Consider the following 22,443-nt stretch of genomic DNA (forward strand, 5'->3'; position numbering starts at 1 on the left):
GGATTGAAAACCACGAGTGCGGAGGCGGAACGCAGGACGGCCGAGGCGGCACGCATCTACGCCCCGTTTCCTGGCGTGGCCGACGAGATGGTCGGCACCGAGGGCGTGGTCCGCCCCGTCTGGCGGCATTTCCTGAACGCGCTCGGCCGCATGGACGAGGCCGACCTTGCCGGCCGCTTCGCCCGCGCCGACCGCTACCTGCGCGATGCCGGCGTCTTCTACCGCGCCTATGGCAAGGAGGCGGGCAGCGACCGCGCCTGGCCGCTCTCGCACATTCCGGTGCTGATCGACGAAGCCGAGTGGGAAACCCTCTCGCGCGGCCTCATCCAGCGCGCCGAGCTGCTGGAAGCCGTCGTCGCCGACATCTATGGCAAGAACGAGCTCGTCGCGAACGGCCTGCTGCCGCCCGCGCTTGTTGCCTCCAACAGCGAGTTCCTGCGCCCGCTCGTCGGCGTGCATCCCGCCGGCCGGCATTTCCTGCATTTCGTCTCCTTCGAGATCGGCCGCGGGCCTGACGGCAACTGGTGGGTGCTTTCCGACCGCACGCAGGCCCCCTCCGGCGCCGGCTTCGCGCTGGAGAACCGCGTGGCGACGACCCGCGCCTTCTCCGACGTCTATGCGGAAACCCATGTCCACCGCCTCGCCGGTTTCTTCGGCGCCTTCCGCACCACGCTGCAGGCCAACAAATCGGCCGAGGACCGCATCGCCGTCCTGACGCCGGGCCTTGCCAACGAGACTTATTTCGAACACGCCTATATCGCCCGCTATCTCGGTTTCATGCTGCTGGAGGGCGAGGACCTGACGGTCGTCGGCGGCAGGGTCATGGTGCGCACCGTCGCAGGCCTCAAGCCCATCGGCGTACTGTGGCGGCGGCTCGACGCCGCCTTCGCCGACCCGCTGGAACTGAACCAGAACTCGCATATCGGCACGCCCGGCATGGTCGAGGCGCTGCGCGCCGGCTCCGTCACCTTCGTCAACGCGCTCGGCGCCGGCATCGTCGAGACCCGTGCCTTCCTCGCCTTCCTGCCGAACATCTGTCGCCAGCTGCTCGGCGAGGACCAGCTCCTGCCGTCCGTGGCCACCTGGTGGTGCGGCCAGAAGGACGAGCGGGAGCACGTCGCGGCCCATATCGAGCGCATGGTCATCGGCCCAGCCTATTCGACACGCCCCTTCTTCGACGACAACGAACAGTCCGTACTCGGATCGACGCTGCGCGACACCGCCAAGCAATCGATTGCCGAGTGGCTGGCGAGCGATGGCGCAAAGCTGGTCGGCCAGGAGGCCGTCACGCTCTCCACCACGCCCGCCTTCGTCGACGGCAAGCTCGTGCCGCGGCCGATGTCGCTGCGCGTCTTCGCCGCCCGCACGCGCGACGGCTGGCAGATCATGCCCGGCGGCTTCGCCCGTATCGGCGCCGGCGACAATGTGGCGGCCATCGCCATGCAGAAAGGCGGCTCGGCCGCCGATGTCTGGATCGTCAGCCAGAAGCCCGTCGAGCGCACCTCGCTGCTGCCCGCCGAAGAGGTCTTCATCCGCAACATGCCCGGCAGCCTGCCGAGCCGCGCGGCCGACAACCTTTTCTGGCTCGGCCGCTACATCGAGCGGGCGGAAGGCGCCTTGCGCATCCTGCGCGCCTGGCACGGCCGCTACGCCGAATATGCCAATCCCGGGCAGCCGCTGCTGAAGGACGTCACCGACTATCTGGAAGCGCTCGACATCGACACGTCGGAGGCCGTGCCGACGAGCCTCATCCGCAACATCGACAGCGCGGTCTTCTCCGCCAGCAATATCCGCGACCGTTTCTCGCCGGATGGCTGGCTGGCGCTGAACGACCTGTCGAAGACAGCCCGCCGTTTCCATGTCAATGTCCAGGCCGGCGACGACGCGACGCGCGCCATGACCGTCCTGTTGCGCAAGCTCGCGGGCTTCGCCGGTCTCGTGCACGAGAACATGTACCGCTTCACAGGCTGGCGTTTCCTCTCCATCGGCCGCTATCTCGAACGCGGCCTGCACATGACGCGCCTGCTCGGCCACATGTCCGGCGAGGATGCGCCCGACGGCGCGCTCGACATGCTCCTGGAGATCGGCGACAGCGTCATGACCCATCGCCGCCGCTACAATGTCGCGACCGCGCGCCTCACGGTCACGGACCTCCTCGCGCTCGACCCGCTCAACCCGCGCTCGATCCTCTACCAGCTGAACGAGATCAAGAACGAAGTCGAGCAGCTGCCGAACGCCTATGCCAACGGCCAGATGTCGCCCTTCTACCGCGAGGCGATGCGGCTGCATGCGGGGCTCGCGGTGATGACGCCGGAAACGATGACGGACGCGGTCTACAAGCGCTTCGAGACGGAACTCGAGAAGCTGTCCGACATTCTTGCGCAAACCTATCTGAGCTGAGCGAGGGGGAGGCGCCGAAACCATGCTCTACGACGTCAACCTCCATATCAGCTACCTCTACGACACGCCGGTTTCCGGCGGGCGGCATATCGTGCGCGTGCTGCCGCTGTCGATCGGCGGGCGCCAGCGGCTGATTGCCGGCACGGTCGGCGTCACACCAAGCCCCGGTGAGCGGGTCGACCACACCGACTTCTTCGAAAATCCGATGAGCGCCATCCTCTTCCGCAACGCGCATGAGCGGCTCGACATCCGCATGCAGGCGCGCGTGCATGTCGACATGCCGGAGCCGGCCGCCGACTTCTCCCCGCGCGTCGCGGACCTGCCGGAGGATATCGCGAACTACTGGTCGCTCGATGCCGGCTCGCCGCACCACTATACAGGGCCGAGCCCGCGGCTGAAGGACTGCCCTGAAATTGCCGAATACGCCCGGTCCATCGTCAAACCGGACATGACGATCCGGGCCATCGCGACGGCCATCTGCGCGCGCATCCACAAGGACTTCACCTACGACCCGAAGGCCACCAATGTCGACACGACCCCACGCGAGGCCTTCAAGCTGAAACGCGGCGTCTGCCAGGATTTCAGCCATGTGATGATCGTGGCGCTGCGCAGCCTCGGCATCCCCGCCGGTTATGTCAGCGGGTTCCTTCGCACCATTCCGCCGCCGGGCAAGGAACGGCTGGAGGGGGCGGACGCGATGCATGCCTGGGTGCGCTACTGGTGCGGCCGGGTGAACGGCTGGATGGAACTCGACCCGACCAACAACATCCCCGCCGGCACCGACCATATCGTCGTCGCCTGTGGTCGCGACTATGCCGACGTCGCCCCCGTCATCGGCGTCCTGAAGGGCTACGGCCAGCACAAGACGAACCAGGCCGTCGACGTCATCCCGGTGCGCCAGACGGCATGAAATCCCGTTTGGAAACAGCCGGAAAGGCCGGATTTTCAGGGTCCGCGCAATTTTACGAAAACTATACCACGCGCCCGAACCGTTAAATAACACTTCGCTGCTAGCGTCGCCCCACATTATGAAGATGGTGGGTGAATTCTCATGACGAAGAACACGGAAAGAAAGACTTGGATCTCCCGCCTCCGGCGTGACCGCGGTGGCAATTTCGGCATGATGACGGCGCTCGTCTTCCCGGTCATGCTGGCAGCCGGCGGTGTCGCCATGGACCTGACCAGCATGGTGCTGGCGAAGGCCGAACTGCAGGACGCCACCGACGCGGCCGCACTTGCCGCGGCCTCCGCCATGGCCAATGACGGCATGCTGGCCTCGGACGCCAAGCTCCTGGCCTTGTCGTTCATCAAAACGCAAATGGCGGGCGGCGCCGCCGTGGACGGTAGCGAAAAGGATCCGTCCGGGGACGATGACGCTGCCGATATCGGCGCCAACAGCGAAGTGCTCATAACCGAAGAAGCGACAGCGGGAACCGGCAAGTCCTTCAAGATCGAAGTGACGTCCAGCCGAAAGATTTACTTCACGCCCTTTACCCGGCTGCTCGGCCAGGAATCAGCGACGCTGACGACAAAGAGCTTCGCCGAGAGCGCGACCGAATCCAAGAACGCGCTTTCGATGTATCTCGTCCTGGACAAATCCGGCTCGATGCTCGCGAACACCACGGAGAAGAACACCTCCGTCAACAGCTGCTATCAATATGACGACACTGGACGGCTGATAAAGAACAACCCGATCAGCCCCTGCTACATCAAGAAGATCGAAGCATTGAAGCTGGCGGCGGCAAGCCTCTTCACCCAGCTCAATGCTGCCGACCCGAGTACGAAGTTCGTGCGAACAGGAACGGTGTCGTACAATATTGAAATGTCGACGGCCTACAACCTCGCCTGGGGCACGGCGGCGTCGCTCACCCAGGTCAACGCCCTCTCCGCCGGCGGCGGGACGAGTTCCAGCGACGCCATGGCCGCAGCCTACAACAAGCTCAACGCATCGACTGAAAACACCGAGCACAAGAAGAAAAACGGCCAGGTACCGACCAAGTACATCATCCTGATGACGGACGGTAACAACAACTACACCGCCGACGACACCACGACGAAGCAAACCTGCACCAAGGCAAAAGCCGCCGGAATGGTCGTTTATGGCGTGGCCTTCATGGCGCCGACCCGCGGCCAGCAGCTGCTGCAGGCCTGCGTGAGCTCGCCGGAGAACTACTTCGCCGCAGAGCGCATGGACGAGCTGGTCGCTGCGTTCAAGGCCATCGGCGAACGCGCATCGGCAGTTGTGTCCCGCTTGACCCGTTAAGCACAAAAGCCCTTCCGACAACGAACCCGCTGTGCCGGCACAGCGGGTTTTTTAGCATATTCAACGTGTTTCAGGCATGTCGAAAATGCATGCGGCCCTTCTTGAAAAGCATGTTGCAAGCGCTTCGGATAGATGCATAAATTGATTTAAACGCGACTTTCGCGAGAACAGACGCACAGAATGCGAGGGGGCAAAGTTCGCCGATGATGAACCGGGTTACCAACAACGATCTCGCCCCGGCCCTCCGATCGTCGGATCGCGAACAGCTCGCGACGGAACTCCTGGAGCGCCTCAAATACCGTATCGGCAAGGACCCGAAAGTCGCCAAGCCGCATGACTGGCTGACGGCGGCCATCCTTGTGGCGCGTGACCGCATCACCGACAAGTGGATGGATTCCACCCGCCGGACCTATTCGACGGGTGCGAAGCGGGTCTATTACCTCTCGCTCGAATTCCTCATCGGCCGCCTGATGCGCGACGCCATGACGAATATCGGCATCATGGACGAGATGCGCCACGCGCTCGCCTCGCTCGGCGTCGATCTCGACATCATCGCCGAGCTGGAGCCCGATGCCGCCCTCGGCAATGGCGGTCTCGGGCGCCTTGCCGCCTGTTTCATGGAGAGCATGGCGACCGTCGATGTGCCGGCCTATGGCTACGGCATCCGCTACGTGCACGGTCTCTTCCGCCAGCAGATGGCGGACGGCTGGCAGGTGGAGCTGCCGGAAACCTGGCTCGCCCACGGCAATCCCTGGGAATTCGAGCGGCGCGAGAGCTCCTACGAGATCGGCTTCGGTGGCTCCGTCGAGACGATCAATATCGGCGAGGACAAGCAGCGCTTCGTCTGGAAGCCGGCCGAGCGCGTCATCGCGACGGCCTATGACACGCCGGCCGTCGGCTGGCGGGCCAAGCGCGTCAACACGCTGCGCCTGTGGGCCGCCAACCCGATCGATCCGATCCTGCTCGACGCCTTCAATGCCGGCGACCATATCGGCGCGCTGCGCGAGAGCAACAAGGCGGAAAGCCTGACGCGCGTCCTCTACCCGGCCGACGCCACCTCCGCCGGCCAGGAGCTTCGCCTCAGGCAGGAGTTCTTCTTCTGCTCCGCCTCGCTGCAGGACATCCTGCGTCGTCATCTCCAGCAATATCCGGATTTCTCCTCGCTGCCGGATGCCGTGGCGATCCAGCTCAACGATACGCATCCGGCCATTTCCGTCGCCGAACTGGTGCGCCTGCTCACCGACGTGCACGGCATCGCGTTCGACGTCGCCTGGGACATCGCCCACCGCACCTTCTCCTACACCAACCACACGCTGCTGCCGGAAGCGCTGGAAAGCTGGCCCGTGCCTCTGCTCGAGCGGCTGCTGCCGCGCCACATGCAGATCGTCTACGCGATCAACGCCAAGATCCTCGTCGAGGCGCGCAAGGAGAAGGGTTTCGAGGACCAGCGCATCCGCAACATCTCGCTGATCGAGGAATCGGGCGAGCGGCGCGTGCGCATGGGCAACCTCGCCTTCGTCGGCTCGCACTCGATCAACGGCGTCTCGGCGCTGCATACCGAATTGATGAAGGAAACGGTCTTCGCCGACCTGCACAATCTCTATCCGGACCGCATCAACAACAAGACCAACGGCATTACGCCGCGCCGCTGGCTGATGCAGTGCAATCCGGGTCTCTTCAACCTGATCCGCGAAGCGATCGGCGATGCCTTCATGGACGACGCCGAAGCGCTGAAGGCACTCGACGCCTTCGCCGACAACCGGGATTTCCAGGAGCGTTTCGCGGCGATCAAGCGGGAGAACAAGAACCGCCTCGCCAATCTCGTCGGCAGCCGCATGGGCGTGAGGATCGACCCCGCCGCGATGTTCGACATCCAGATCAAGCGCATCCACGAATACAAGCGCCAGCTGCTCAACATCATCGAGGCCGTGGCGCTCTACGACCAGATCCGCTCGCATCCCGAACTCGACTGGGTCCCCCGCGTAAAACTCTTCGCGGGCAAGGCGGCGCCGAGCTACCACAATGCCAAGCTGATCATCAAGCTCGCCAACGACGTGGCCAAGGTGATCAACAACGATCCGGCCGTGCGCGGCCTGCTCAAGGTCGTCTTCGTACCGAACTACAATGTCTCGCTCGCCGAGATCATGGTGCCTGCCGCCGACCTCTCGGAACAGATTTCCACCGCCGGCATGGAAGCGTCCGGAACCGGCAACATGAAGTTCGCGTTGAACGGGGCGCTGACAATCGGCACGCTCGACGGGGCCAATGTCGAGATGCGCGACCATGTGGGCGAGGAGAACATCGTGATCTTCGGCATGACGGCGGAGGAAGTGGCGAAGGTCAGGGCCGAGGGGCACAATCCGCGCGCCATCATCGAGCAGTCGAAGGAGCTGTCGCAGGCGCTCGCCGCGATCTCCTCGGGCGTCTTCTCGCCCGATGACCGCAACCGTTTCGCCGGTCTCGTCGACGGTCTCTACAATCACGACTGGTTCATGGTGGCGGCCGATTTCGACGCCTATGCCAAGGCCCAGCGCGATGTCGACGCCATCTGGACCGACAAGGCATCCTGGTACTCCAAGACCATCCGCAACACGGCCCGCATGGGCTGGTTCTCGTCCGACCGCACCATCCGCCAATACGCCAAGGAAATCTGGAGAGCTTGATGACCGCATCGCCAAAAACAGGCACGACGGGTGGGCCGTCAGAGCTTCTGGCGAAGGCGGACATCGACGCGATCTTGGAGAGCCGGCACTGGGACCCGTTCGCCGTGCTCGGCCTGCATGCGGCCGGCGAGGGCTATGTCGCCCGCTGCTTCCTGCCCGGCGCGGCTGAGGTAACCGCCGAGACGCTCTCCGGCAAGGAGATCGGCGAGCTGACGCAGGTCGATCCGGCCGGCATCTTCGCCGGCGAGGTCTCCGTCAAGAAGCTCCAGCCGATCCGCTACCGCGCCAGAAATGTCGGCGGCGAGTGGGTGGTGATCGACCCCTATTCCTTCGGCCCGGTGCTCGGCCCGATGGACGACTACTACATCCGCGAGGGTTCGCACCTTCGCCTCTTCGACAAGCTCGGCGCCCATCCGATGACGCTCGACGGCATCGAGGGGTTCCACTTCGCCGTCTGGGCGCCGAATGCCAAGCGGGTCTCCATCGTCGGCAATTTCAACAATTGGGACGGCCGGCTGAATGCGATGCGGCTGCGCCGCGACACCGGCATCTGGGAAATCTTCCTGCCCGGCATCACCATCGGCCACGCCTACAAATACGAGATCGTCGGCATCAACGGCGAGGTCCTGCCGCTGAAGGCCGACCCCTTTGCCCGCCGCTCGGAGCTGCGCCCCGCCAACGCCTCCATGACGACAGGGCCGATCGACCAGACCTGGGAAGACGCGGCGCACCTTGCGCACTGGGCCGCAGCCGACGCCCGCCGCCAGCCGATCTCGATCTACGAGGTGCATGCCGGCTCCTGGCAGAAGAACGACAATGGCGACTTCCTCACCTGGGACGAGCTGGCGAGCCGTCTGATCCCCTATTGCGTCGACATGGGCTTCACCCATATCGAGTTCCTGCCGATCACCGAATACCCCTTCGACCCCTCCTGGGGCTACCAGACGACCGGCCTCTATTCGCCGACCGCCCGCTTCGGCGAGCCGGAAGGTTTTGCCCGCTTCGTCAACGGCTGCCACAAGGTGGGCATCGGCGTCATCCTCGACTGGGTGCCGGCGCATTTTCCGACCGATGCGCACGGCCTGCGCCATTTCGACGGCACCGCGCTCTACGAGCACGAGGACCCGCGGCAAGGCTTTCACCCGGACTGGAACACCGCGATCTACAATTTCGGCCGCGCGGAGGTTCTGGCCTACCTCATCAACAACGCGCTCTACTGGGCGGAAAAGTTCCATCTCGACGGCCTGCGCGTCGATGCGGTCGCCTCGATGCTCTATCTCGACTATTCGCGCAAGCACGGCGAGTGGGTGCCGAACGAATATGGCGGCAACGAGAACCTGGAGGCCGTGCGCTTCCTGCAATCGATGAACAGCCATGTCTATGCCGCCCATCCCGGCATCCTGACCATCGCGGAGGAATCGACCTCCTGGCCGAAGGTTTCGGCGCCGGTGCACGACGGCGGCCTCGGCTTCGGCTTCAAGTGGAACATGGGCTTCATGCACGACACGCTGCAGTACCTGTCGCGCGAGCCGGTACACCGCAAGTTCCACCACAACGACATGACCTTCGGCCTCATCTATGCCTTCACGGAGAACTTCGTTCTGCCGCTCAGCCATGACGAGGTCGTGCACGGCAAGGGCTCGCTGATCGCCAAGATGGCGGGCGACGACTGGCAGAAATTCGCGAACCTGCGCGCCTATTACGGCTTCATGTGGGGCTATCCCGGCAAGAAGCTGCTCTTCATGGGCCAGGAATTCGCGCAATGGCAGGAATGGAGCGAGGCGCGCGCCCTCGACTGGAACCTGCTCGAATATCCGCTGCACGAGGGCATGCGCCGGCTGGTGCGGGATCTCAACGGCACCTACCGCCGCAAGGCGGCGCTGCATGCGCGCGACTGCGAGGGCGACGGCTTCGAATGGCTGATCGCCGACGACCGGGAGAATTCCGTCTTCGCCTGGCTGCGCAAGGCACCGGGCGAGAAGCCGATCGCCGTCGTCACCAACTTCACCCCCGTCTACCGCGAGAACTACGGGGTCCCGCTGCCGGTGGAGGGCCGCTGGCGGGAAATCCTCAACACCGACGCCGAGATCTACGGCGGCAGCGGCAAAGGCAATGGCGGCGCCGTGCAGGCCAAGAAAAACGCAAATGGAAGAATAGCAGCCACGATCACCCTGCCGCCCCTGGCGACGCTGATGCTCGAGCTGGACGCATAATTTCGACTGTCGGGAGGACACTATGGAGCAAAAGCGGATTCAACCCCTCGCCCGTGACGCGATGGCCTATGTTCTGGCGGGGGGCCGCGGCAGCCGCCTCAAGGAACTGACCGACCGGCGCGCCAAGCCCGCCGTCTATTTCGGCGGCAAGGCGCGCATCATCGATTTCGCCCTCTCCAATGCGCTGAATTCCGGCATCCGCCGCATCGGCGTCGCCACCCAGTACAAGGCGCATTCGCTGATCCGCCACCTGCAGCGCGGCTGGAACTTCTTCCGGCCCGAGCGCAACGAGAGCTTCGACATCCTGCCCGCCAGCCAGCGCGTGTCCGAAACGCAGTGGTACGAGGGCACCGCCGACGCCGTCTACCAGAACATCGACATCATCGAGGACTACGGCGTCGAATACATGGTCATCCTCGCCGGCGACCATATCTACAAGATGGACTATGAGCTGATGCTCCAGCAGCACGTCGATTCCGGCGCGCAGGTCACCATCGGCTGCCTGGAAGTGCCGCGCATGGAGGCGACCGGCTTCGGCGTCATGCATGTCGACGACAAGGACCAGATCATCGCCTTCGTGGAAAAGCCGGCCGACCCGCCGGCCATTCCCGGCAATCCCGACATGGCGCTCGCCTCCATGGGCATCTATGTCTTCCACACCAAGTTCCTGATGGACCTCCTGCGCCGCGACGCCGCAGACCCGACGTCGAGCCGCGACTTCGGCAAGGACATCATCCCCTATATCGTCGAGCACGGCAAAGCCGTCGCCCATCGCTTCACCGCCTCCTGCGTGCGTTCGGATTTCGAGCGCGAGGCCTACTGGCGCGACGTCGGCACGGTCGATGCCTATTGGCAGGCCAATATCGACCTCACCGACATCACCCCGGAACTCGACATCTACGACGGCTCCTGGCCGATCTGGACCTTCGCCGAGATCAAGCCGCCGGCAAAGTTCGTGCATGACGACGAGAACCGCCGCGGCTCGGCGATCTCCTCGCTCGTCTCGGGCGATTGCATCATCTCCGGCTCGACGCTGCACCGAAGCCTCCTCTTCACCGGCGTGCGCGCCAATTCCTATTCCCGCCTCGAAGGCGCCGTCGTGCTGCCCAACGTCCTGATCGGCCGCCATGCGAACCTCAGGAACGTCGTCATCGACCGGGGCGTCGTCATTCCGGAAGGCCTCGTCGTCGGCGAGGATCCGGTGCTCGATGCCAAGCGCTTCCGCCGGTCGGAGGGCGGCGTCTGCCTCATCACCCAACCCATGATCGACAAGCTGGAGCTCTAGTCGTCCTCATGAACATCCTTTCGGTGGCATCCGAAGTATTCCCGCTGATCAAGACGGGAGGCCTCGCCGACGTCGCCGGCGCATTGCCGATCGCACTCGCCGGGCATGGAATGCACATGCGCACGCTCATGCCCGGTTATCCCGCGGTCATGCAGCGGCTGGGAAGCGTCGAGCTGGTCGCCACCTTCGACGACCTTCTCGGCGAACCCGCACGCATCCTCGCCACCCGGCACGAGGGCCTCGACATCCTCGTGCTCGATGCGCCCGGCTTCTTCGACCGGCCGGGCGGGCCCTATACGGATGCCACGGGCAAGGACTTCATCGACAACTGGCAGCGCTTTGCCGCACTGTCCTTCGCGGGCGCCGAAATCGCCCGCGGCCTGCTGGCGGACTGGCGGCCGGACATCGTGCATGCCCATGACTGGCAGGCGGCGATGACCGCGGTCTACATGCGCTATACCGGCCTGCAGCACATTCCCACCGTGGTCACCGTGCACAACCTCGCCTTCCAGGGCCAGTTCGGTGCCGACATCTTCCCGGCCCTCGGCCTGCCGCCGGAAGCCTTCACCGTCGACGGGCTCGAATATTACGGCGACGTCGGCTTCCTCAAGGGCGGGCTGCGCACCGCCTGGTCGATCACCACGGTCAGCCCCACCTATGCGCACGAGATCATGACAGCGGACTACGGCATGGGTCTCGAGGGCCTGATCAATGCCCGCGCCAGCGACCTCGTCGGCATCGTCAACGGCATCGACATCGCCGTCTGGAACCCCGAGGCCGACACGAACATCGCCCGCCCCTATGCCGCCGGCTCGCTGAAACAGCGCGCAGTCAATCGCCGGGCGCTCGCCGAGCGCTTCAATCTCGAACAGGACGACGGCCCGGTCTTCTGCGTCATCAGCCGCCTCACCTGGCAGAAGGGCATCGACCTCATCGCCGAGGTTGCCGACTGGATCGTCGATCAGGGCGGCAAGCTCGCCGTGCTCGGCTCCGGCGACCAGGGCCTGGAAGGCGCACTGCTCGCTGCGGCCTCCCGCCATCGCGGCCGCATCGGCATCGTCATCGGCTACAACGAGCCGCTGTCGCATCTCATGCAGGCCGGTGCCGACGCCATCCTCATCCCTTCCCGCTTCGAGCCCTGCGGCCTCACCCAGCTCTATGGCCTGCGCTACGGCTGCATCCCCGTCGTCGCGCGCACCGGCGGCCTCGCAGACACCGTCATCGACGCCAACGAGGCCGCCCTTTCCGCCCGCGTCGCCACGGGCTTCCAGTTCACGCCGATCAATGCCGAGGGCCTGCGCCAAGCGCTGCGCCGCGTCTTCAAGGCCTGGCGCGAGCCGAAAATCTGGGCCCGCATCCAGAACCAGGGCATGAAGTCGGACGTTTCCTGGGAAAACAGCGCCGCGCGCTATGCCGATCTCTATTCCAGCCTGCTTTCGCGAGCCAACCCTTCCTGACGAGTATGAGCCGATGACCATCAAGACCGTATCGACCACGCCCTATTCCGACCAGAAGCCCGGCACCTCGGGCCTGCGCAAGAAGGTCCCCGTCTTCCAGCAGGCGAACTATGCGGAGAACTTCATCCAGTCGATCTTCGATTCGCTGGAGGGGTTTGCCGGCGAGACGCTGGTGATCGGCGGCGACGGCCGCTACTACAACCGCGAGGTCATCCAGCTCGCCATCAAGATGGCGGCGGCCAATGGCTTCGGCCGCGTGCTCGTCGGCCGTGGCGGCATCCTTTCGACGCCCGCCGCCTCCAACGTCATCCGCAAGTACAAGGCCTTCGGCGGCATCGTGCTGTCGGCCAGCCACAATCCCGGTGGCCCGACCGAGGACTTCGGCATCAAGTACAATATCGGCAACGGCGGCCCGGCACCCGAAAAGATCACCGATGCGATCTTCGCCCGCACGAAATCCATCGACAGCTACAAGATCGCCGACGTCGCGGACGTGAACCTCGATCTTGAAGGCACACACGAGATCGAGGGCATGACCATCACCGTCATCGATCCCGTCTCCGACTATGCCGAGCTGATGGAGCAACTCTTCGACTTCGCCGCCATCCGCGCCCTGCTTTCCGGCGGTTTCCGCATCGTCTTCGACGCGATGAGCGCCGTCACCGGCCCCTATGCCAAGGAGATCCTGGAAAACCGCCTCGGCGCCACCAAGGGCTCGGTGCTGAACTTCATGCCGCTGCCGGATTTCGGCGGCCACCATCCGGACCCCAACCTCGTGCACGCCCGCGCCCTCTACGAGACGATGATGGCCGACGACGCGCCGGATTTCGGCGCGGCCTCCGACGGCGACGGCGACCGCAACCTCATCATCGGCAAGGGCATCTTCGTCACCCCCTCCGACAGCCTCGCGCTGCTCGCCGCCAATGCCCATCTCGCTCCCGGCTATGCCAAGGGCCTTGCCGGCATCGCCCGCTCCATGCCGACCTCCGGCGCGGCCGACCGCGTCGCGGAAAAGCTCGGTATCGGCATCTACGAGACGCCGACCGGCTGGAAGTTCTTCGGCAACCTGCTCGACGCCGGCCTTGCGACAATCTGCGGCGAGGAAAGCGCCGGCACCGGCTCCAACCATGTGCGCGAGAAGGACGGCCTCTGGGCCGTGCTTCTCTGGCTCAACATCCTCGCCGTGCGCAAGGAGAGCGTTCTCGACATCGTGAAGCAGCACTGGGCGACCTATGGGCGCAACTACTATTCCCGCCACGACTACGAGGAAGTCGATACCGAGGCCGCCAACGGCCTCATGGCGAACCTTCGCGACCAGCTCGCTACGCTGCCCGGCAAGACCTTTGGCGCCCTCACCGTCGCGACGGCCGACGATTTCGCCTACAACGACCCGGTCGACCAGTCCGTCAGCAAGAACCAGGGCATCCGCATCCTCTTCGAAGGCGGCTCGCGCGTCGTCTTCCGCCTCTCCGGCACCGGCACGTCGGGCGCGACGCTGCGCGTCTATATCGAGCGCTTCGAACCCGACGCCGCGCGCCACGACATCGACACGCAGGAGGCCCTTGCCGACCTTATCGCCGTTGCCGACACGATCGCCGGCATCAGGAGCCGCACCGGCCGCGATGCGCCGACCGTGATCACCTGAGATGGCGATGACCGCCCCCTCCTTCGCGCCGGGCGCCACGCTCTCCGGGGACGGGGTGGAGTTCGCGGTCTATTCGCACGACGCCGCCCGCGTCGAGCTTTGCCTGTTCGACAATGACGGCGACAGGGAGCTCGCCCGCCTGGCCATGGGACGGGACGAGAACGGCTTCCACCGCGTCTTCGTGGAAGGCGTGACCGCCGGCACGCGCTACGGCTTTCGCGCCGACGGCCTCTATTCGCCCGACCACGGCCTGTGGTTCGACCCGTCGAAACTGCTCGTCGACCCCTATGCCAGGGAGATCGACCGCCGCTTCGTTCATGACGGCCGGCTCGCCCGCTTCGGCGTGGAGACGGCGCAGATCGTGCCGAAGGCCATCGTCACGCGCGACCGGCCCGTCAGCGTGGCGCCGCCGCTCTTCCGCCCCGGCGGCTTCATCTACGAAATCGCGGTGCGGGCCTTCACCATGCTGCACCCCGACGTGCCGGAGAGGATGCGCGGCACCGTGGGCGCGCTCGCCCATCCCGCCGTGCTTGCCCATCTCAAGCGGCTCGGCGTCGACGCCGTCGAACTGATGCCGATCACCGCCTGGATCGACGAACGCCACCTGCCGCCGCTCGGCCTTTCCAACAGCTGGGGCTACAACCCGATCGCCCTGATGGCGCTCGACCCGTGCCTCGTGCCCGGCGGCATGCGGGAGCTCGCCGACACGGTCGCGGTGCTTCGCGCCGAAAACATCGGCGTCATCCTCGACCTCGTCTTCAACCATTCCGGCGAGAGCGACCGCCATGGCGCCACGCTCTCCATGCGCGGCCTCGACAATCTCACCTACTACCGCCATGTGGAGGGCCGCCCCGGCGAGCTGATCAACGACACCGGCTGCGGCAACACCATTGCCGGCGAGCACCCGGTCGTGCGCCAGCTCGTGCTCGACAGCCTGCGCCATTTCGTGCGCCATGCCGGCGTCGATGGTTTCCGCTTCGACCTCGCGACGATCCTCGGGCGCGAGGCGGATGGCTTTTCCGCCCATGCCGCGCTGCTCTCCGATATCTGCGCCGACCCGCTCCTGAAGGACCGCGTGCTGATCGCCGAACCCTGGGACATCGGCCCCGGCGGCTACCAGCTCGGCAATTTCCCGGCGCCGTTCCTCGAATGGAACGACCGCTACCGCGACGACACCCGCACGTTCTGGCGCGGCGACAGCCATCGGCTGGGATCGTTCGTCACCGCCTTCGCCGGCTCCTCGGACATTTTCTCCCGCCATGGCGGCGACATGACGCGCTCGGTCAATTTCCTCGCCGCCCATGACGGCTTCACCCTGATGGACCTCGTCTCGCATGCGGTGAAGCACAACGAGGCGAACGGCGAGGACAACCGCGACGGCCACAACGAGAACCACTCCTGGAACAACGGCGCCGAGGGCGAGACGACGGACGGCGCGGTGCTTTCCGCCCGCCGGGCGGATACGAAGGCGCTGCTGGCCAGCCTCTTCCTGTCGCGGGGCACGATCATGCTGACGGCGGGCGACGAGGGCGGACGCAGCCAGGAGGGCAACAACAACGCCTATTGCCAGGACAACGCCATCACCTGGATGCATTGGGACAAGCTGGACGAAGGGCTGATCGAACACACCGCCATGCTCTCGGCGATCCGCAAGCGCTTTGCCGCGCTCGGCGAAACGCCCTTCCTCAGCGGCGCCGGCGATGTCGAATGGCTGACGCTCGCGGGCGTGCCGATGACGGCCGGCGACTGGGAAGCGCCGTTCGCCGGAACCCTGCTTGCCATCCTCAAGACGCCCGATCTACAGCAGCAGCGGATCGTTCATCTCGCGATCGCCATCAACCGGACGCACGGCGAGCAGGCGCTCGCCCTGCCGCCGCCGGAGGGGCGCGGCTGGACGAGCCTGCTTTCCGTCAACCGTCCCGCGACCAGCCTTCTTCATCCGCGCAGCGTCGAGATTTTTGTCGAAAAGCATTGATCTTCACAGCCCGGACAAACCGGGTCTTTAAGGATGTCGCGAATCGAGCGGCGGGAAAGCCTCATGCCAAGCAATATTCACCTGAAAGACATCGCCGCCCTCGTCGGCACGGAGCTCGGCCTGTCGCGCTGGTTCACCGTCGACCAGACGATGATCGACCGTTTCGCCGATGCGACCGAGGACCATCAGTTCATCCACACCGACCCTGTCCTTGCCGCCGAAACCCCCTTCGGCGGCACGATCGCCCACGGTTTCCTGACGCTCTCGCTGCTGTCGGCGATGAACTACGATTGTGTACCGCGCATCATCGAACAAACCATGGGCATCAACTACGGCTTTGAAAAAGTCCGCTTCATGACCCCGGTAAAAAGCGGGGCGCGCGTGCGCGGCCGCTTCGTGCTCGCCGAGGCCCGCTTTCGCGGCGCCGGCATGCTGACCATCCGCTATGACGTCTCGGTCGAGATCGAGGACGAGCGCAAGCCGGCGCTCACGGCCGACTGGATCACCATCATCCAGTTCGATCCGAAGGATCGGCCGGAAGACGTTTAAAGCACCCCTCATCCGGCCTGCCGGCCACCTTCTCCCCGTAAACGGGGCGAAGGGGATATGCCGCGCCGGTTTCCTCAATCAATTCTCTTTATGGGGCACGTCCCCTCTCCCCGCTTGCGGGGAGAGGGTTAGGGTGAGGGGCCTCTGAGGCCTCAGAGCCCGGCGTCTTCCGCGCCTTCCACCAGCAGGCCGAAGGCGTAGGGCGAGAACGAGCGCCAGCATTCCACGCGATAGTCTTCCTCACCCGAACGGAAGAGCACCACCTCGATCTTGCCGAGCACCGTGCGCGCGGCGGCGCCGACCGGGAAGATCGCATTGCCGAGATCGAGCGGGCAGGCGCTGGCGATCGCCCCGGCCGCATCCGGGCCGGAGACGAGGATCGCCGTGTTGCGATGCGAGACGTCCGTCGCCGAATGCAGCGCGGAAACGCCTGATGCGATCCCCATGAGATCCGCCCCGTTCTCGTCGATCAACAGCCATTCGTCCGGGCCGAGCCAGAGTGCATGACGGCCGCTGACCGAGGCCGAGGTCTTGGGCCGCCTTGGCAATTCGAGGCCGAAGGCCAGCGAGAGCGTGCCGATGGCATCCTCGCCGGCACGCAGCGACAGGCGGGTTGCGGGAGCGGCGGGCGTGACGCGCGCACCGGCCGAGCCGCCATGGTGACGGCCAAGCGGCGCCTTGCGAAGAGCGTGATCAGCCATTGAGGCGTCCTCCTTCCTTGTCGATGAAGACCATGTCGCTGACCTCGACCGCGATGGTGCGGTCGGGCATCGGCACGTAGAGCGTCTGGCCCATGCGCGACTGGCCGCCGGCGACGAGCGCCATGGCGATCGACCGGCCGCAGTTTTCCGACCAGTAGGACGAGGTCACATGGCCGAGCATCTTCATCGGCTTCGGCTCGTTCGGATCGGCGACGATCTGCGCGCCCTCCTCCAGAACCACCTTCGGGTCCTTGGTCAGAAGGCCGACGAGCTGCTTGCGGCCTTCCTTGACGAGATCCGGCCGCTTCAGGCCGCGGATGCCGACGAAGTCCGTCTTCTTCTTGGAGACGGCCCAGCTCAGGCTCGCGTCGTGCGGCGTGACGGTGCCGTCCGTATCCTGGCCGACGATGATGTAGCCCTTTTCGGCGCGCAGCACGTGCATGGTCTCCGTGCCGTAGGCGCAGGCGCCGAGCGGTTCTGCACGAGCCCAGATGGCTTCCCAGACGGCCTCGCCGTAATCGGCCGGCACGTTGACTTCGTAGCCCGCTTCCCCCGTGAAGGACATGCGGAAGAGCCGGGTCGGCACGCCGCAGATCTTCCCTTCGCGCACGCTCATATGCGGGAAGGCTTCGTTGGAAATATCGATGCCCTCGACGAGGGGTTCCAGGATTTCGCGCGCCTTCGGGCCCTGCACGGCAATGACCGCCCACTGTTCCGTGGTGGAGGTGAGCCAGACCTTCAGGTGCGGGAATTCCGTCTGGAGATAGTCTTCCATGTGGTGCATGACGCGCGGCGCGCCGCCCGTCGTGGTCGTGACATGGAAGCGGTCTTCCGCCAGGCGGCCGACGACACCGTCGTCATAGACGAAACCGTCCTCGCGCAGCATGATACCGTAGCGGCAGCGGCCGGGCTTCAGCGTGTCCCAAGCATTGGTGTACATGAGGTTCATGAACGTGCCGGCATCCGGGCCGACGACCTCGATCTTGCCGAGCGTCGAGGCGTCGAACAGGCCGGCGGCATTGCGCACCGTGCGGCATTCGCGGTTGACGGCATCGTGCATGGTCTCGCCGGCGCGCGGATAATACCAGGCGCGCTTCCAGTTGCCGACATCCTCGAAGACCGCGCCATGCGCCTCTTCCCAGGCGTGCATCGGCGTCTTGCGGGCCGGGTCGAAGAGATCGCCGCGCGAATGGCTGATCAGCGCGCCGAAGGTGACGGGCGTATAGGGCGCGCGGAAGGTGGTGAGACCGATCTTCGGGATCTCGCGGTTGAGGACTTCCGAGGCGATGGCAAGGCCGTGGATGTTGGACAGCTTGCCCTGGTCCGTCGCCATGCCGTTGGTGGTGAAGCGCTTGATGTGCTCGATCGAGTGCATGCCCTCGCGCACGGCAAGGCGGATGTCCTTGGCGCAGACGTCGTTCTGGAAGTCGACGAAGGCCTTGACGGTCGTGTCGATGCCGGCCCCCTCGCCGCTGCCTGCCATGCCGCCGGTCCAGTCGAAGGCGTTCTCGCCGGAAAGCTCGACCTTGCCGCCGCCCTCGTTGCCGGTGGCTCGGGCCATCAGCTCGCCAGCCGCCAGCGATTCCTCGATGGTCGCCTGGAGAGCGTCCGTGCCGTTGCACGAACCGACCGAGAGGCAATCCTGCGCATAGGTGCCCGGCAGGAAGCGGCCGGAGGCGGCGTCATAGGCCACCTTGCCGCGCGACTGCGAGAAGAGGTGGACCGAGGGCGTCCAGCCGGAGGACATCAGGAGCGCATCGACCGGGATCGCGCGAGCCGAGCCGCCGCCGTTGCGGGCAACGGACATGGAGGAGACGCGCAGCTTGCCCTTGGTATCGACGACCGAATGGCCGGTCAGCACCTCGATGCCGAGCTTGCGGGCCTCGGCGACCACGGCCTCGCCGGGCTTGTCGCGATTGTCGACGATCGCAGCGATGGTGACGCCGGCCCGCTTCAGGTCGAAGGCGGCCTCATAGGCCGAGTCGTTCGCCGTATAGACACCGACCTTGCGGCCGACCGCGACGCCGAAATGGTTGAGATAGGTGCGCGCGGCGGAGGCGAGCATGATGCCCGGCCGGTCGTTGTTGGCGAACACCATATGACGCTCGATCGAGCCGGTGGCGAGGATGACGCGCTTGGCACGCACCTGCCACAGACGCTCGCGCGGCAGCTTCTTGTCCGGGCGCGTCAGGTGATCGGTGACGCGCTCGACGAGGCCGACGAAATTGTGGTTGTAGTAGCCGAAGGCCGTGGTGCGTGTGAGGACGGTGACGTTCTCCATCGCCCTTAGCTTGGCGGCCGTCGCCTGCGCCCAGTCGTAGCCGTTCTGGCCGTCGATCTTCACCGACGTGTCATAATGCAACGCGCCGCCGACTTCCGGCTGCTCGTCGCAGAGGATGACACGGGCGCCCGCTTCCGCGGCGGCAAGCGCTGCGGAAAGACCGGCCACGCCGGCGCCGGCGATGAGCACGTCGCAATAGGCGTAGCGGTTGGCATAATGGTCCGGATCCTCCTCCGTCGGCGCGACACCGAGGCCGGCGGCACGGCGGATGAAGGGCTCGTAGACCTTCTCCCAGGCCGCCTTCGGCCACATGAAGGTCTTGTAGTAGAAGCCCGCGGCGAAGAAGGGCGACAGGAGGTTGTTCACCCCGCCGACGTCGAAGGCGAGCGAGGGCCAGCGGTTCTGCGATTCCACCTTCATGCCGTCGAAGACTTCCTGCACCGGCGCGCGCACGTTCGGCTGGCGGCGGGCGGCATCGCGCGAGACATCGACCAGCGCGTTCGGCTCTTCCGGTCCGGCGGAGAGAATGCCGCGCGGGCGATGATACTTGAACGAGCGGCCAACGAGATGCACGCCGTTGGCGAGCAGCGCGGAGGCGACGGTATCGCCTTCCAGCGCGTCGAACGTCTTCCCGTCGAAGGTGAAACGCGCCGTCCTGGCAGGCGTCAGGCGGCCCTGACCGGCAATGCGATTGGCGCCGCTCATTTCGCGATTCCTTCCACGGCTTCATAGGTTTCGACGGTTTTTTCGGTGGCGGTCGGCTCACCGGAAAGGTTCGGCTTCGGTTCGCCGGCCTTGTAGCTCATGACGAACTTGTCGCTCACCGTGTCGCGCGCCGCGTTGAAGAAGCGGCCGCAGCCATGGATATGGCGCCAGCGTTCGAAGATCAGGCCCTTCGGGTTGTCGCGCAGGAAGAAGTAGTCCTGGAACTCCTCATCCGTGATATCGGCGATGTTCGCGGGCCGGGCGATGTGCGCGTCGCCGCCGTGGCGGAATTCGAGCTCCGAGCGCTCTTCCTCGCAGTAGGGGCAGTAGATCAGCAGCATTTTATCCTACCTGTTTAAAGCTCTGGTCCCGACACGAACGTGCCCGGAGCCTGATCGCAAAGTCGCTGGCCCATCGTGACGAAGGGAGCAATCCGCCTCACGAGTTGCTCGGCATTGTCGTAAGGGGCCAGAATGTCTGTCATTCCGAAATTGACCATGCTCATCGCAAAGACGTTCACATCGAGATTGAAGGCGCGGTTCATGTCCGTCTCGTCGGGAAGGAAATAGACCGCCCGACCGCCGAACACCTTCGCGCACCCCAGCATCCCGCTCTTCGCGACGAAGGGCCAATCCGTCTCGCCCGCTGCCTTCTGGATCTTCTGAAAGCGAAAGTCTCCCGGCATCGGAAGAATGTCGCCAGCCGGCAGGGTGCCGGCCGTCACAAGAAAGCCCGCAAGCAGCGCGCCGTTCATCAGTGGGCCACGGCCGCCGCCGCCGCCTCGTCGATGAGGCGCCCGGTGCGGAAGCGGTCCAGCGTCAGGCCGGACGCCAGCTTGTGCGGCTCGCCCCTGGCGATGAGATGGGCGAAGAGATGCGCCGAACCCGGCGTCGCCTTGAAGCCGCCGGTGCCCCAGCCGCAATTGACGAAGAGGTTTTTCACCGGCGTCACGCCCTGGATCGCCGAACGGTCCGGCGTGTTGTCGGTGATGCCGCCCCACTGGCGCATCATCTTGACGCGGCGGAACATCGGGAAGAGTTCGCAGATGGCGTCGAGCGTATGCGTGATGATCTGCAGGCCGCCGGTCTGGGAATAGGAGTTGTACTGGTCCGTGCCCGCCCCGATGACGAGTTCGCCCTTGTCCGACTGCGAGATATAGGCATGCACCGAGTTGGACATGACCACGCAGGGGAAGATCGGCTTCATCGGCTCGGAGACCAGCGCCTGCAGCGGCACGGAATGCAGCGGCAGCTTGACGTCGGCCATCGCCATGATGACCGAGTTGTGGCCGGAGGCCGACACCGCGATCTTCTTCGCGCCGATGAAGCCTTTCGAGGTCTCGACGCCCGTCACCGCGCCGTCCGGCCCGCGGCGGATGCCCTTGACCTCGCAGTTCTGGATGACATGAACGCCCCGGTCCGAGGCAGCGCGCGCATACCCCCAGGCCACGGCATCGTGGCGGGCGGTGCCGCCGCGGCGCTGCAGGGCCGCGCCGTTGATCGGGTAGCGGGCGGAGGCGGAGATATCGAGAACCGGCACGAAATCCTTCGCCTGCTGCGGCGTCAGCCATTCATTGTCGATGCCGTAGAGCCGGTTGGCATGGACGTGGCGCTGGAAGGACTGCTTGTCATGCACATTGTGCGACAGCATCATCACGCCGCGCGGCGAGTACATGACATTGTAGTTGAGGTCCTGGCTCAAGCCCTCCCAGAGCTTCAGCGAGTGCTCGTAGATATCCATGCTCTCGTCATAGAGATAGTTCGAGCGGATGATGGTCGTGTTGCGGCCGGTATTGCCGCCGCCAAGCCAGCCCTTCTCGATCACCGCGACATTGGTGATGCCGTGCTCCTTGGCGAGGTAATAGGCCGCGCCGAGGCCATGGCCGCCGCCGCCGACGATGATCACGTCATATTCCTTGCGCGGCTCGGGCGAGGTCCATTGCGCCTCCCACCCCTTGTGGCCGCGCATCGCCTCGCGGGCGACGGCGAAAACCGAATATTTGCGCATATCCAAGTCCTCAAAGTCTCGCCGGTCCGGCCGGCCTGTTTCCTGCCCCGATAGAAAGCAAATCCTGGCGCGGCGCGCCGTATCCTTTGCGACGCATTCAGGCGTACCTTGTACCACATGCGACATGCGCGTCATCGAAGGTTTTGCGATGGTTTCAGGAAGGCCTGTCGCAAATATCCTCAGCTTCCCGGCGCTTCAGGCTGGACTTCACTGCTGCGATCTGGTATCCGACACGCCAATCGTCAGCCTTCTGGGCTGCGCGAACGTCATCTATTTGCCTGACGACCCATAGAATCGCC

At 65.1% G+C, this 22,443-nt stretch carries 15 protein-coding genes; 10 read left to right on the top strand and 5 right to left on the bottom strand.

Going from position 1 to position 22,443, the window contains the following annotated elements:
* Positions 1-3: 3 nt before the first annotated feature.
* From AABF56_RS15105 to AABF56_RS15150, 10 genes are all read left to right on the top strand, one after another.
* Entirely contained in the window at positions 4-2,400 is a 2,397-nt protein-coding gene (locus tag AABF56_RS15105; RefSeq protein WP_443021130.1) for a circularly permuted type 2 ATP-grasp protein, read from the top strand.
* A gap of 22 nt (positions 2,401-2,422) precedes the next feature.
* Positions 2,423-3,310, top strand: coding sequence for a transglutaminase family protein (locus tag AABF56_RS15110; protein WP_244768258.1), 888 nt, complete (start codon positions 2,423-2,425; stop codon positions 3,308-3,310).
* A 141-nt stretch (positions 3,311-3,451) separates the two neighbouring features.
* The gene (locus AABF56_RS15115) at positions 3,452-4,663 is read left to right on the top strand and encodes a vWA domain-containing protein (RefSeq protein WP_272806555.1); all 1,212 of its coding nucleotides are present in this window, start codon (positions 3,452-3,454) and stop codon (positions 4,661-4,663) included.
* Between the two features lie 203 nt (positions 4,664-4,866).
* Positions 4,867-7,326 carry a glycogen/starch/alpha-glucan phosphorylase gene (locus tag AABF56_RS15120; RefSeq protein ID WP_244768256.1) on the top strand — a complete coding sequence of 820 codons (2,460 nt, stop codon included), beginning with the start codon at positions 4,867-4,869 and terminating at the stop codon, positions 7,324-7,326.
* Entirely contained in the window at positions 7,326-9,539 is a 2,214-nt protein-coding gene (gene glgB / locus AABF56_RS15125) for a 1,4-alpha-glucan branching protein GlgB (protein ID WP_272806556.1), read from the top strand. The genes AABF56_RS15120 and glgB overlap by 1 nt, the downstream gene beginning before the upstream one ends.
* A 22-nt stretch (positions 9,540-9,561) precedes the next feature.
* On the top strand, positions 9,562-10,824 hold the full coding sequence (gene glgC, locus AABF56_RS15130) for a glucose-1-phosphate adenylyltransferase (RefSeq protein ID WP_244768254.1): 1,263 nt from the start codon (positions 9,562-9,564) through the stop codon (positions 10,822-10,824).
* Positions 10,825-10,832: 8 nt separating this feature from the next.
* Positions 10,833-12,281, top strand: a complete 1,449-nt coding sequence (gene glgA, locus AABF56_RS15135) for a glycogen synthase GlgA (protein WP_272806557.1) — start codon at positions 10,833-10,835, stop codon at positions 12,279-12,281.
* A 13-nt stretch (positions 12,282-12,294) separates the two neighbouring features.
* Positions 12,295-13,926, top strand: a complete 1,632-nt coding sequence (locus AABF56_RS15140; RefSeq protein WP_272806558.1) for an alpha-D-glucose phosphate-specific phosphoglucomutase — start codon at positions 12,295-12,297, stop codon at positions 13,924-13,926.
* Between the two features lie 7 nt (positions 13,927-13,933).
* Positions 13,934-15,901, top strand: a complete 1,968-nt coding sequence (glgX, locus tag AABF56_RS15145; RefSeq protein WP_272806559.1) for a glycogen debranching protein GlgX — start codon at positions 13,934-13,936, stop codon at positions 15,899-15,901.
* Positions 15,902-15,964: 63 nt separating this feature from the next.
* Positions 15,965-16,450, top strand: coding sequence for a MaoC family dehydratase (locus AABF56_RS15150; RefSeq protein ID WP_244768250.1), 486 nt, complete (start codon positions 15,965-15,967; stop codon positions 16,448-16,450).
* Between the two features lie 152 nt (positions 16,451-16,602).
* Here the strand turns inward: AABF56_RS15150 and AABF56_RS15155 are convergent, their stop codons facing one another.
* Genes AABF56_RS15155 through AABF56_RS15175 form a run of 5 tightly spaced genes read right to left on the bottom strand, consistent with a single transcriptional unit; the run spans position 16,603 to position 22,144 of the window.
* Entirely contained in the window at positions 16,603-17,151 is a 549-nt protein-coding gene (locus AABF56_RS15155; RefSeq protein WP_244768249.1) for a sarcosine oxidase subunit gamma, read from the bottom strand.
* A complete protein-coding gene (locus tag AABF56_RS15160; protein ID WP_272806560.1) occupies positions 17,144-20,137 on the bottom strand; it encodes a sarcosine oxidase subunit alpha in 2,994 nt (997 codons plus the stop codon). The genes AABF56_RS15155 and AABF56_RS15160 overlap by 8 nt, the downstream gene beginning before the upstream one ends.
* The gene (locus AABF56_RS15165) at positions 20,134-20,478 is read right to left on the bottom strand and encodes a sarcosine oxidase subunit delta (protein ID WP_244768247.1); all 345 of its coding nucleotides are present in this window, start codon (positions 20,476-20,478) and stop codon (positions 20,134-20,136) included. Before AABF56_RS15165 ends, AABF56_RS15160 begins: the two co-directional genes overlap by 4 nt.
* Positions 20,479-20,492: 14 nt before the next feature.
* On the bottom strand, positions 20,493-20,891 hold the full coding sequence (locus tag AABF56_RS15170) for a hypothetical protein (RefSeq protein WP_272806561.1): 399 nt from the start codon (positions 20,889-20,891) through the stop codon (positions 20,493-20,495).
* Positions 20,891-22,144, bottom strand: a complete 1,254-nt coding sequence (locus AABF56_RS15175) for a sarcosine oxidase subunit beta family protein (protein ID WP_272806562.1) — start codon at positions 22,142-22,144, stop codon at positions 20,891-20,893. The genes AABF56_RS15170 and AABF56_RS15175 overlap by 1 nt, the downstream gene beginning before the upstream one ends.
* Positions 22,145-22,443 lie beyond the last annotated feature (299 nt).

This window comes from Shinella sp. WSC3-e (assembly GCF_945994535.1).
Classification (GTDB): domain Bacteria; phylum Pseudomonadota; class Alphaproteobacteria; order Rhizobiales; family Rhizobiaceae; genus Shinella; species Shinella yambaruensis.